Origin of the sequence: Actinophytocola sp. (genome assembly GCF_050699935.1) — a bacterium.
Classification (GTDB): domain Bacteria; phylum Actinomycetota; class Actinomycetes; order Mycobacteriales; family Pseudonocardiaceae; genus Actinophytocola.
The window spans coordinates 21,621-33,686 of record NZ_JBOHGB010000073.1 but is presented as its reverse complement, the minus strand read 5'-3'; the positions used below and the strand labels follow the sequence as shown (position 1 = coordinate 33,686).

Annotated in this window: 12 protein-coding genes; 4 read left to right on the top strand and 8 right to left on the bottom strand. The window is 70.1% G+C overall.

Features of this window, described 5'->3' with window-relative positions; translation table 11 throughout:
* Positions 1-1,022: biotin/lipoyl-containing protein (locus tag ACRDTB_RS22570; RefSeq protein ID WP_431433273.1), on the bottom strand; the 1,022-nt coding region annotated here is incomplete at its 3' end.
* A gap of 61 nt (positions 1,023-1,083) precedes the next feature.
* On the bottom strand, positions 1,084-2,454 hold the full coding sequence (lpdA, locus tag ACRDTB_RS22565; protein ID WP_431433271.1) for a dihydrolipoyl dehydrogenase: 1,371 nt from the start codon (positions 2,452-2,454) through the stop codon (positions 1,084-1,086).
* A 164-nt stretch (positions 2,455-2,618) separates the two neighbouring features.
* On the opposite strand from lpdA, the gene ACRDTB_RS22560 reads away from it, so the two are divergent.
* The 3 genes from ACRDTB_RS22560 to ACRDTB_RS22550 all read left to right on the top strand — a co-directional run bounded on the left by ACRDTB_RS22560 (position 2,619) and on the right by ACRDTB_RS22550 (position 7,079).
* On the top strand, positions 2,619-2,954 hold the full coding sequence (locus ACRDTB_RS22560; protein WP_431433270.1) for an oxidoreductase: 336 nt from the start codon (positions 2,619-2,621) through the stop codon (positions 2,952-2,954).
* Between the two features lie 35 nt (positions 2,955-2,989).
* Positions 2,990-4,855 carry a hypothetical protein gene (locus ACRDTB_RS22555; RefSeq protein ID WP_431433269.1) on the top strand — a complete coding sequence of 622 codons (1,866 nt, stop codon included), beginning with the start codon at positions 2,990-2,992 and terminating at the stop codon, positions 4,853-4,855.
* 472 nt (positions 4,856-5,327) lie between these two features.
* A complete protein-coding gene (locus tag ACRDTB_RS22550; protein WP_431433267.1) occupies positions 5,328-7,079 on the top strand; it encodes a recombinase family protein in 1,752 nt (583 codons plus the stop codon).
* A gap of 60 nt (positions 7,080-7,139) precedes the next feature.
* Here ACRDTB_RS22550 and ACRDTB_RS22545 read toward each other — a convergent pair whose 3' ends face one another.
* The 6 genes from ACRDTB_RS22545 to ACRDTB_RS22520 form a co-directional block, all read right to left on the bottom strand.
* Entirely contained in the window at positions 7,140-7,373 is a 234-nt protein-coding gene (locus ACRDTB_RS22545) for a hypothetical protein (RefSeq protein ID WP_431433266.1), read from the bottom strand.
* Positions 7,363-9,696 carry a hypothetical protein gene (locus tag ACRDTB_RS22540; protein ID WP_431433264.1) on the bottom strand — a complete coding sequence of 778 codons (2,334 nt, stop codon included), beginning with the start codon at positions 9,694-9,696 and terminating at the stop codon, positions 7,363-7,365. The genes ACRDTB_RS22545 and ACRDTB_RS22540 overlap by 11 nt, the downstream gene beginning before the upstream one ends.
* Positions 9,693-10,451, bottom strand: a complete 759-nt coding sequence (locus tag ACRDTB_RS22535; protein ID WP_431433275.1) for a hypothetical protein — start codon at positions 10,449-10,451, stop codon at positions 9,693-9,695. The genes ACRDTB_RS22540 and ACRDTB_RS22535 overlap by 4 nt, the downstream gene beginning before the upstream one ends.
* Before the next feature lie 71 nt (positions 10,452-10,522).
* Positions 10,523-10,855, bottom strand: a complete 333-nt coding sequence (locus ACRDTB_RS22530) for a hypothetical protein (protein WP_431433262.1) — start codon at positions 10,853-10,855, stop codon at positions 10,523-10,525.
* Positions 10,852-11,214: a WhiB family transcriptional regulator gene (locus tag ACRDTB_RS22525; protein WP_431433260.1), complete on the bottom strand. Its 363-nt coding sequence runs from the start codon at positions 11,212-11,214 to the stop codon at positions 10,852-10,854. Before ACRDTB_RS22525 ends, ACRDTB_RS22530 begins: the two co-directional genes overlap by 4 nt.
* Positions 11,201-11,434, bottom strand: coding sequence for a helix-turn-helix domain-containing protein (locus ACRDTB_RS22520; RefSeq protein ID WP_431433258.1), 234 nt, complete (start codon positions 11,432-11,434; stop codon positions 11,201-11,203). Before ACRDTB_RS22520 ends, ACRDTB_RS22525 begins: the two co-directional genes overlap by 14 nt.
* A gap of 171 nt (positions 11,435-11,605) precedes the next feature.
* Here ACRDTB_RS22520 and ACRDTB_RS22515 point away from each other — a divergent pair, with 171 nt between their 5' ends.
* The gene (locus ACRDTB_RS22515) at positions 11,606-12,061 is read left to right on the top strand and encodes a transcriptional regulator (protein WP_431433256.1); all 456 of its coding nucleotides are present in this window, start codon (positions 11,606-11,608) and stop codon (positions 12,059-12,061) included.
* Positions 12,062-12,066 lie beyond the last annotated feature (5 nt).

Below are 12,066 nucleotides of genomic sequence, written 5' to 3'. Positions count from 1 at the left end.
GCCGCGGGAGCCGCCGGAGCCGGCTGCCTGGCGGCCTCGGCCGCTGCGAGCACGTCCTGCTTGCGGATCCGGCCGCCGACGCCGCTGCCCTGGACGCGGGACAGGTCCACGTCCTGCTCGGCCGCGAGCTTGCGCACCAGCGGCGTCACGTACGGGGTCTCGCCGTTGGCGCGTACCGGCGCCTCCTGCCGGGCCGCGGGTGCTTGCGGCTGCGGCGTCTCCTGCCGCGGGGCTTCCTGCCGTGGCGCCTCCTGCCGGGGGGCCGCCGGCTCGGGCGCCTTCTCCGCCGGCTTCGGCTGCTCCGGCCGGGCCGGGGCCGCCGCGCCGGTGCCGACGACCGCGAGCTGGCCGCCGACCTGCACTGTCTCGTCCTCGGCGGCGGTGATCTCCAGTACCGTGCCGGCCACCGGGGAGGGGATCTCGGTGTCGACCTTGTCCGTGGAGACCTCGAGCAGGGGTTCGTCGACCTCGACGGGGTCGCCGACCTGCTTGAGCCAGCGGGTCACCGTGCCCTCGGTGACGCTCTCGCCGAGCGCCGGCATGGTCACCGGCGTGCCATCGGCCGCGCCGCCACTGTCCGAAGTGGACTCCTCGGCGGGTGCGGGCACGGGCTCCGGCTGCTCCGCGGCGGTCGGCTCGGCGGCGGGCTGCGGTGTCGGCTGCGGTGTCGGCTCGGGTGCGGCCGCGGGCTCGGGTGCGGGCTCGGGCGCCGGCTCGGCCTGCGCCGCGCCACCGCCAGTGTCACCACCAGCGCCACCGCCACCGCCACCGTCGCCGGAGGCGGCGCTCTCGCCGATCACCGCCAACTCGGCACCGACCTCGATCGTCTCGTCCTCCTGGGCGACGATCTTCTGCAGCACGCCGGCCGCCGGGGAGGGGATCTCGGTGTCGACCTTGTCCGTGGAGACCTCGAGCAGGGGTTCGTCGACCTCGACGGGGTCGCCGACCTGCTTGAGCCACCGGGTGACAGTGCCCTCGGTGACACTCTCGCCGAGCGCCGGCATCTGGACGGAGAACGCCATGGTTTCGCTGACTCCTTGGGACTAAACGGCTCTGGGTTGGTGTTCGCTTCGCGAGCTCCGCTCAGCCGTGCACGTGCAGTGGCTTGCCGGCCAGGGCGAGGAATGCCTCGCCGAGTGCCTCGGTCTGGGTGGGGTGGGCGTGGATGAGCGGCGCGACATCCTCCGGGTACGCCTCCCAGTTGTAGATCAGCTGTGCCTCGCCGACAAGCTCGCCGACCCGCTCACCGACCATCGTGACGCCCACGACGGGACCGTCCGGCGCCTTCACGAGCTTGACCCCGCCCGCGGTCTTGAGGATCTGACTCTTCCCGTTGCCGCTCAGCGCGTACGTGTAGGTGGCCGCACCGCCGTAGCGCTCCTTCGCCTGCGCCTCGGTCAGGCCGACCGACGCGACCTCGGGCCTGCAGTAGGTGACACGCGGGATGCCGGCCTCGTCGATCGGCCGCGGCCGCAGGCCCGCGATCTCCTCGGCGACGAAGATGCCGTGCTGGAACCCGCGGTGCGCGAGCTGCAGCCCGGGCACGAGGTCACCGACGGCGAAGACGTTGTCCAGGTTGGTGCGCAGCCGCTCGTCGGTGCGCACGAACCCGCGCTCCATCGTGACGCCGGCCTCCTCGTAGCCGTGGCCCGCGCTGTTGGGTCCGCGGCCGACGGCGACCAGGAGCGTCTCGGCCTCGATCGTCTCGCCGGACTCCAGGGAGATCGTCACCGTCGACTCGGTCTGCTCGGCGCCGGTGAGCCTCACGCCGGTCTTGTACTTGATGCCGCGCTTGCGGAACGCCCGTTCCAGCTGCTTGGAGGCCCACTCGTCCTCTAGCGGCACGAGCCGCGGCAGCGCCTCCACGATGGTCACGTCGGAGCCGAAGGAGGCCCAGACGCTCGCGAACTCGACCCCGATCACACCGCCGCCGAGCACCACGACGCTCGACGGGATGTAGTCCAGGTGCACGGCCTGGTCGCTGGTGATGATCCGGCCGCCGATGTCCAGGCCGGGCAGGCTGCGCGCGAACGAGCCGGTGGCCAGCACGACGTTGCGGCCGGTGTAGCGGGTGCCGTTCACGTCGACCGCGTTGGGTGCGGCGAACGTGCCCTGCCCCTCGACGACGGTGACCTTGTTGGCCTTCGCGAGCCCCTGCAGCCCCTTGTACAGGCCGCCGACCACGCCGTCCTTGTAGGAGTTGACGCCCGCGATGTCGATGCCCTCCAGGGCCGACTTCACGCCGAACTGGTCGCCCTCGCGCGCCAGGTCCGCGACCTCGGCGGCGTGCAGCAGCGCCTTGGTCGGGATGCAGCCGCGGTGCAGGCAGGTGCCGCCCAGCTTGTCCTTCTCCACGAGGATCACCGAGAGGCCGAGGCCCGCCGCGCGGAACGCACAGGCATAGCCACCCGATCCGCCACCCAGGATCACGAGGTCAGCGGAGGTATCAGTCACGGGATCTCCCTTGACACGACGAACGGTACGACGAGCAGCGGGCGGTGACGTGAGGGGCTGAACCAGTCACCACACATCATCTTGTCACTATGTGCGGCACGCTTGCGAGGTGGCCGTATTGGCACAATGGGAGTGACGACGTTTCTCGTTTGGAGGTAGCCGCCGTGGGTGTTTTCGACTCGCTGCGTAAGAAGCGCAAGGGCGGTCAGGGACAGCTGCGGGGCGCCACCAAGCAGGACACCGCGCATCTCGACGACTGGGCGGCGCAGCGCCGCGGCGTCGAGGCCTACGTGGAGCCGCGCACCCACGTCACCGAGACGACCGTCCTGCTGATCGCGCACGACGGTGAGTGGACCCGCCGGCGGATCTCGAGCCCGGAGGCGGCCGCCGAGTTCGCGCGCAAACGGCAGATGCCACTTTACGACGTGGAGCGGGTTGGCTACCCGAAGCGCATGCGGGAGTATCAAGCCCGCCAGAAGCGGGAGCGCGGTAGCGCCTGAGACATGCTGCGGCACGGAGCCTGCGAGGGAACAACGTGAACGACCTCACGGTCGTCGTCGACTTCGGCGCCACCGACACGGTCGGCGTGCTGCGCCGGCACGGCGAGGCACCCCGGCCGGTCATGGTGGACGGCGAGACGCGGGTGCCCTCCGCCGTCGCGCTCAGCTCCGACAACCAGCTGGTCGCCGGCCGCGAGGCGGCGGCCCTGGGGACCGTGGCCCCGAACCGTGTGGTGAGCGATCTCAAGTACCGGCTCGACCGGCGCGACATCATGGTCGGCGACATCCCGCTACCGGTGACGCGCCTGCTCCGGCGGCTGCTGGCCAGGGTCGTGCAGGCCGCCGCCTCGTCCGGTGCGGTGACCGAGCTCGTGCTCACCCATCCCCCCGGCTGGCCGGCCGAGCGGGTGGCGGTGCTGACCCGCGCGGCGGCCGGCCTCGCGCCGACGGTCCGCACGGTCGTCGCGCCACTCGCCGCCGCGGCCGGGGCGGACCTCGAGGCCAACCAGACGCTGCTCGTCCTCGAACTCGACGGCGATGCCGGCACCGCGACCGCGGTGCGGCGCAAGTCCGGCAAGCTCACCGTGGTCTCCAGCGCGGAGCTGCCCGCGGATGTCCAGGTCGCGAAGATGGCGAAGTCCGCGGACGCGGTGCTGGTCGTGGGCCGGTCCTCGCGCACCCCGGTGCTCGCCCGAAGACTCACCGAGCTCGGCCGGTCGGTGCGGGTCGACCCCGACCCGGCGACCGCGGTGGCCCGGGGTGCGCTGCGGGTGGACGAGCAGCATGCGGGGGCCGGACGGTCCGTCCAGTCCCGGCCGGGGCTGCGCCGCGCGGTGGTAGCCGCCGCGGGCGTGGTGCTCGTGGCTTCGCTGGCCGCCGTGCTCGCGCTCGGCTGGGGGCCCGGGCAGCGCATGGCGGGCAGCCCCGGTCCGGCCGCCGGCGCGCTGGTGGAAGACCCGAGTGTGGACGGCGGGCAGGCCATACCGCCGGTCGTTGCCGGGCAGGAGCGGGTCGAGGCCGGGCAGCCGGCGTTCGTCACGGTGCGGCCGGGTGTGCCGGCGACGTACCGGACCGCGGTGGGTGCGGAGCTGGAGATCGTGGTGCAGGGCGTGCGGGCGGAGTCGCTCATCGCGGCCCTGGGTGACGCGCCGGCCGGCTACCGGTGGCTGACCGTGTTGCTGTCCGGGACGAACACGTCGGGCCCGGACTGGGAGGGTGACCTGTCGCGGAGCGTGTCGCTGATCGATGACCGCGGTCTGTGGATCCGCCCGCTCGGTGATGGCGTGGTGGAGTGCGAGGCGGGCGCGTCGAAGCCGCCGAAGATCGTGCCGCGGGGCCAGCGGTTCGAGGCGTGCGTGGTGATGCCGGTGCCGGAGCGGACGCCGGTGACCGCCGTGGTGTTCGGCTCGATCAGCACCGACGCGGAGGCTCAGCGGCCGATCCGGGTGCCGGTGGCGGTGCCGCGGGTGACGCGGGCCAAGCCGGCCACGCCGTTCGTGGTCGGCACGGTGGGCGAGCCGCCGGTCGAGGTCACCATGGCCGACACCACGATGCGCGCGGGTTTCGACGTGGTGCTCACCCCGTCCGGTTATGTCGGCGACCGGCGCCCGGCCCCGGGCAACCGTTTCGTGGTGGTGCGCGCGGCACTGGGCACGGCGGACGACGTGTTCCTGCGGGACGACCGTGGGGTGCTCAGCCGCGCGACGCCGGGCTTCGACCGGATGCCGGACTGCCCGCCGTTCATCGGCCCGGGCACCCCGGAGCGCCCCGTGTACGCGTGCTTCGTCTACGAACTGGACGCGGACGCCAAAGTGGCCGGCGTGACCTACGGCGACCTGGCGCCGAACGCCCCACTGTCCGGACGGGAGCTCGAACGCTGGCCAACCTGGACAACCGGCTGAGGTCCCCGCTCCGACTCGCTCCCCTTGCCACCCGCCCGACAACCCGGGTTCTGCCCGTGACTGTCCACAGCCGCATCGCCGGCACCCGAAACTGTCAGACCCCACCAATAGACTGGATCGCGGGGGGCCCCCGCGAGCCGGCGGTTGTCCACAGGCGCGGTCGGCTTCGCCCGTTCTTGTCGGGGTGCGCCGGTAAACTGGAAATCGGGGGGCCCCGGGGCGGTAGTCCACAGGCTTTGGCTTGGTGGCGCGGTTTTGTCGGTGTGCGCCGGTAGCGTGAAGATCAGGGGACCCCTGGGCGATTGAATGGACCGTTCAATCGGTCTGCTTGTCCACAAGCGCCGCCGACGTGCGCCGATCTGTCAGTCCCCCCGCGTAGGCGAACGTCCATTTGCCGACATAGAGTCGGTGTATGGGCACACGCAAGGACGTTACAGCAGGTCAGATGGTATCTCCGGGTCTGGATGTTCCGGTGTTGGACTCGTATGCGCGGTTGTCGAAGAACCCGAACACGGGTGAGTTCGAGAAGATCGAGACGCAGTGGGCGGACAACCGGGGTGCGATCGACCGGTTGGGCGGTGTGCTGGGCGTCGAGCTGGAGGATGGTCTGTCGGCGTGGCGCAAGGGTGTGCGTCGACCCGGCTGGGAGAGACTGTTGGAGCGGGTCCAGTCGGGTGCCTCGAACGGGATCGTGGTGTGGCACACCGATCGACTGTTCCGGCAGCCCCGGGACTTGGAGAAGCTGATTGATCTGGCGGACAAAGGCTTCCTGGTCGCCAGCGCGCACGGATCGCGTGATCTGTCCGATCCAGATGACCGGTTCATTCTGCGGATCGAGGTAGCACAGTCCGCGAAGGAGTCGGATGACAAGTCCCGCCGAGTGCGGCGACGGTTCGCCACCTTCCGCGAGAACGGCATGGGGCACATCGGTGGGCCGCGCCGCTTCGGCTGGCCGGGCCGAGACCTGACCTGGACACCCGGAGAGAGCGAGACCGACGAGGATCGGCCGATGGTGTCGGCGGTGTTGGTGGCGCGGGAGCGGCGCGCGATCGCGGAGGCCACGGATGCGGTGTTGTCGGGGGTGTCGGATGCGGTGGTCGCGCGGGAGTGGAACGAGCAGGGGTTGTTGACCGTGGAGGGCAACACGTGGGTGCGGCTGGCGGTGAAGTCGGTGTTGTCGCGCCCGACGAACGCCGGGCTGATCGAACACGACGGGAAGCTGGTCGCGACGATGCCGGGGGAGCCGATCGTGGACCCGACCAAGTTCGAGTTGCTGCGCACGAAGTACGCGGCCCGCCGCCGGGGCCGGGTCGCCGGCGAGGTCGGGCCGGGCTACATCGGCACCGGGATCATCCGCTGCGGCCAGCCCAACTGTGGCGCGCGGCTCTCGGCACGCAACGGGGACGGGTTCTACCGAGACCTCGCCTGGACACCCCGGGTTGCGTGCGCTTTGCAGACCGCGCTGGACATGGCCGACGCCGCGTTCGCCGCGCACCTGGACACCACGCGACGAGTGGTCGCCGCCTGGCACCAGGACCCCGACACGACCATCGACGACCCGGTGTTGCGGGAGCGGCTGGAGGTCACCGCCCGCGAGGCGTCGATCACGACGAAGAAGCGCTTCGCCCGACGCGCCAACACCCACGTGCGCAAGAAGTACTACACCTGCGAGAAGGAACGCCGAGGCTGCGGCACGGTCAACGCCGACCTCCGCGCCGTGGACCAGGAACTACGAGCGTTCGTGATCCTGCGCCTCTCCGACGACCGATACGCCGCGGCAGTCGAGGCGGCACGCGCCCAGGTGGCCGACCGGTTGACCGCGGTCAACGCCGAGATCGCCGAATACGAAGAGTGGCAGCAGGCGGTGTCCGACCGTTTGGGACGTCGGGAGTTCAAGACGATGGCGGCGTTCGACAGGGCCAACAAGCCCCTCGTGGAAGCCCTAGATCAGCTGTACGCCGAACGCGACGCGCTGTCCGCTGGATCGCCCGAGGGACCGACCACCGCCCAACCAGCGGCAACGATCAAGGCCCAATGGGACAACGCGGACAACTCCGAGCGACGGTCCATGCTCACCCGTGCGCTGGGCGAGGCAACACTGTTTCTGGACAAGTACGTCAAGCGTCCCGGACCACGCGGGTTCGACCGCGACCGTCTTCGACTCGTCGCCCCAGACGGGACAGCCGTCACCTTCGGCGAGCTGACCCGTCCGTCCGGGTCCTAGCCCATCTCCAGACCGAACACAGCGGTGCCCCTCCCGGATCGGGAGGGGCACCGCTGTTCGTCACCGTCGCGGTGGGCGCTGGCCGCGTTGTTTCGCGAGCCTGGCGTCGATGCGGCGCAGGACCGCGCCTACGGCGGCGATGTCTTCGGGAGTCATCGGCGGCAGGGCGGCGCACGCTCGTTTCCAGTAGCGGTACGACTCCGGGTCGATCCCCAACGCCTCTGCCTGCTGATCATCATCGCTTCCTTCGTGGTGGTCTGGTCGTGGCGGTGGCTGCTGCGGGTTAGCCGTCATCGGCGCCCCCATGACGGTTGGGGAGGGACCCGGGCGACGGTGGCGGACCACTACGGTTTCGCGGGGTTGGCGAGGTGTTCTCGAACCTCGCGCCATGGGTCCCTGGTCGGGGTTTTCCCTGCTCAACCCAGGGACCCTGCGGCAGGGACCCACCAGGGAGAACTCCCTGGCCTTCCCACGGCTCCCTGCCCGCATCCCCGTCCCGGGTTGCGGCCTCGTTGGCCGTCCGGTCGGCGAGTGCGTCGGCGACGTCCTCGACGCGGATCACCTTGTATCCGTCGGACTTGCGTGGCATGACACCGTGCCCGGCAAGTGCGGCGGCGAGATCGGTGAACGTCCATCCCTCGTACTCGGCCGGGTTGTGCTCGGCGAGACGAGAGAGCACAACCTGTGTGCGCACCCGCCGTTCACCGCGCATCACCTCGGCGATGTCGGCCAGGTGATCGACCGGCGCGGCCTCGATCTCCGCGCGTTCGGGTGCGGTGATCGCGCGTCCGGTCTCGTCCAGGATCGCCATGGCGCGGGCGATGACCGGTGACACGTCGTCGGTGCCGTCTTCGAACGGCACGTAGAACGTGCGCACCAACTCGAACGTGGCATCGGTGACGCCCACAGCCACGCAGGTTCCCCGGTCGGTGGTCATTCGCAAGTCGGTGGCGCGGATGCCGGCCCGGTACTTGCCAGACCCGAGCAGGCCATCGTTGGCGACCTGGTCGGCTACCGAGAACGCCACACCGCTGGAGACGTTGCGGGTGATCTCGCGCGGGATGCTGTCCTTCGTCGGTGACTGCGTCGCGAGCAGCAGCACGATGCCGTACTTACGGCCGCGTTTGATCACCCGTACGGCGAGTTCAGCGGCGCGTTTGCCGTAGCGCGGGTGCTGGAACAGCTCGTGACATTCGTCGATTGCCACCACCAGCGGGTGCAACCCGAGACCGCGCTTGTCGGCGAGCTTGCGCGATACCTTTGGTGGTCGGCCGGGTTGCAGGCCCAGTACCTGCCCGCGACGCTCCATTTCCGCCGAGAGGTCGTCTAGGGCGCGCAACGCGTCCTCGGCTACCGCGTCGTCCATGCCCATCCGGTATCGGGACAGGCGGGGCGTGAACGGGTCGAAGTCGGGGGACTCACCCATCACGAACACCCACAGCTCGGCGGTCAGGTCGAGCACGGCTCCCAACAGCAGAGTGCGCAGAGCTGAGGACTTGCCCTGCCCGGGACGGCCGCCGATCAGCCAGTTCGCACCGATCAACGGTGCGTTGATGACCAGGCCACGTTGGGTGAGTCCGAAGGGGACTCCCTCGAACAGGTCGACCTGACCGTCGTGGAGCAGTGGCCACTCACCGGCCCCACCACCGAGGGTGCCCTTGTCGGCCACCCACAGGTCCAGGATGCCGTCTTCCTCGCCCTTGGTGGGCCAGGTCTCCAACGCCGCACGACCGAGGTTGGCGGCCAGCTTGGGCCGTTGCGCGGCCACCATGTCCGCCGTGACCCCGAGCGGGAGCCGCACCTGGGCGAAGGTGCCGTCACCGTCCTTGCGCGCCGGGATGGTGTAGACGAGTTCGCCACCGTCCTTGAAGAACGCGTTCAGCGGGCGGATTCCCAAGTGCGCCAACGCTTTCGAGATCATCCGTTCATCGATCCACGAGTCGGCGTCGTCGCGGTCCGGGCGGACGAGCCAGCCGGCACCGGGGGTCTTGTCACGGCCCTCGAACGCGGCCGCTACCAGCCACACCACCGGCACAGCGCCGAGCGCCAACGGCACCACGACCGCGAGCACTGTCCATGTGGCGTCGAGTCCGGTGTAGACGGCCGCCAGCCATGACCACATGGCGGCGCGATCCATCCACGAATCGACCGCCCACAACACCACCGCGAGCGGCGCGAGGACTCGAACCGCGATCGCGATCCGCCGCAGCACGATGCCAACGCGCGCCCACCGAGCCTTCGCGTCGGAGCGGATCAGCTCCTGCGCGGTCCGTCGTGCCTCAGTGTTCCCCGCCAGGCGAGCAGCACGAGCGTCCGCGCGCAGGTCGGCATAGGTGGCCCAGCTCCACAACTTGACCAGCCACCGCCAGTTCCCACGCAGCACGAACCACACCAACCGCGCCGCGTCCTGCGGGATCTTCCGCGCCCGGTATGCGGCCACCGACCGCACCCGCACGGCCAGACCAGACCGCCACACCCGGCGAACCAGCTCGCCGAACATGCGCCGCCATGGCGCCGATTCGGCGGCACCCGGTGAATCGTCGACCAGCTCGGCGTCGTAGACCTTCGGTTCCAGTTCGGTGCCCGCACCGTTCACGGGCGGTTCGTGGGCGTTCATGGCCGCCCCTCCCCACCGCTCGCGGGCGCGTCCACAGCAGGGCCGAGGTCGGCCACCAGCGCCGCCGCCAGACGGGAGGACAGGCCACGCGAGCAGCCGGTGACCCGCCGCACCCATGCCGGGTTGACATCCATCCCTGGTGACCAGGAACGACGCGCGACCGTCAGGTACTCGGCGAACGTCTTCCGCCGCGCGGGTTCATGAGCGCCCGCCGCGGGTGTCGTGAACGCCGCAGTCCGCTCGGCGGTTTCCGTGAACGCCGCGTGCACGGCTTCGGTGAGCTTGTCCCGCAGATCGGTGACCGCTTCAGCGGCGACGAACACCAGCAACGGCGGAACCGAGTGGAGCACGACACCGGACACCGAACCATCCGCATAGGACGCCCACGTGTTCATGGCATACGTGGCAGCGAGCGTGAACCACTTCGCACGCCGCACCCACGGCCCCGTCTGGACCCGGTAGCGGGCGGTCACCTGCTCCGCCCGCAGAATCGCCAGCAACACCACCGACACCGTGGGATCCAGCAGCCACGCGGCCAGCCAGGGCAGTGACCACGCAGGCGAGCCGGCGGCGGCGAAGGTCTGGACGTTGGTCATCGTGAACGCCAGTCCGAGCACGATCCCGGCCCAGCACAACCGATCCACCTGCGTTCGAATGCGCTCGACGCGTAGTGCGATCACATCGGGATGGGTCTGGTAGGCGCGCACGTCGGCGGCCTCGGCCGCGTCCTGTGCCAGCCGCTGAGCGCGGGTCAACGGGATGTGCCGCGCGTCCTGCGGGCCGGACGACCGCTCGACGGCGGCCGTCCGAGCCCTGCGTGAGGTGGTCACGGGCGACCACCCCGCTTACGTGGCGTGTCCACGGTGGTCACCGTCAACGCCCGGGTGAGCGTGTAGGAGGCGAACAGAGCCGGCAGCCCGAGAGCCGCGAGCAGTACCCACGGGTTTCCGTCCGGTCGCGTGATCACCAACCACTGCACACCGACGATCAAGCCCGCGGTGAACAGCACCCGCCCGAACAGCGACAGCAACCGCGCACCAGACCGAGCAGCGGCAGCAGCCGCCCGTGCCCGGCGAGCCCCCGCCCGCCACACCATCAACAACGTCAACAGCACACCGAGCCCGGCGAGCACCTGAGTAGGAGTCAGCACGAACGTCATCGCCAACCACCCCGCTCACCACCACGGCGACGCCTACGCCCCAGCCACACCGGGAACACCGCCCGCACGTCCTCGGCAGGCAGGGCACCCCACACGCCGAGCGTCTGGTCACCGGAGGTCCGCAGCTCCAACTCGAGGCACGCCAGCCGCGCCGAGCAACCCGCACAGATCCGCGCGGCCAACTCGCGATCGGTCACAACGTCGCCGGTCCACACCGGCTCCAGACCGAGCCGGTAGAGCCACAGGCAGGACCCGTCACGTGTGACGATCTCCCACAACACGTCGTCGGGCACATGCTCGAACCGGTCGAGCGACGCCGCGATCTCCTCGAAGAAGTCGTCAGGGTCAACGGCGTTCATCGCGCATCACCCCCGCCCTTGGCCTGGCGTCGATCGGCTCGCCGAGCAGGCGCGTCACGACGCGCATCGGCACCACAAGACGCGATCGACGACGGATCGAGGGAACAGCGCCCGTATGGATCGCGCGGAGCAACTCGGGCTGGGACATGCCGAGGATCCACGCGGCTTGCTTGATGGACAGAAAGGCCGGCGAACCGGTCTTGGGCATGGAAGTACTCATGATGGAAGTCCTTTTCGATAAGGCTGATGGATATTTGTGACCCACAATTGGGATGTTTTAATCCCGAATTGGCCAGAGAGGGCCGAAATCGCGCCAGAAATGGGCCAATAGGCGGCCTAGGAAATGGTCATCGCGATACTCTCGGCGCTACGGCGGAGCGCGGAGGAGTACGTGACGGACGACTGGGCGGCGGTTGCCCGAGCGATCAATGAACGCGCGGCCGAGCTCGGCTTGCGGCAGCGCGACCTGATCGACCGGTCGCGGCTGTCGAAGGCCGTCGTCGGCGAGCTGTCGCGCAACGCGAAGCCGCGCCGGCGCAGTGCGCGGACTCTCGAGGCGCTGTCCACCGCGCTGGACTGGCATCCGCAGCACCTGTCCGCTGTTCTCGCAGGTCGCGAGCCACCCGCCCTGGGCGAACCGGTGTACCGGCCGGGCGACGTCCCCGCACGTCTGGCGGCGATCGAGCGTCAGTTGCGCGAGATCACCGACCGGCTGGAGGAGCTGCGGTCCATCCGGGAGCGGCTCGACGACGTGGACGGGCTCGGCGAGCGCCTCGACAACATCAACGCCAATCTCATGTCGGTTTCCGAAAAGGTCGGCGCGAGCTTTGATAGGGCTTCTCGGTGAGGGCT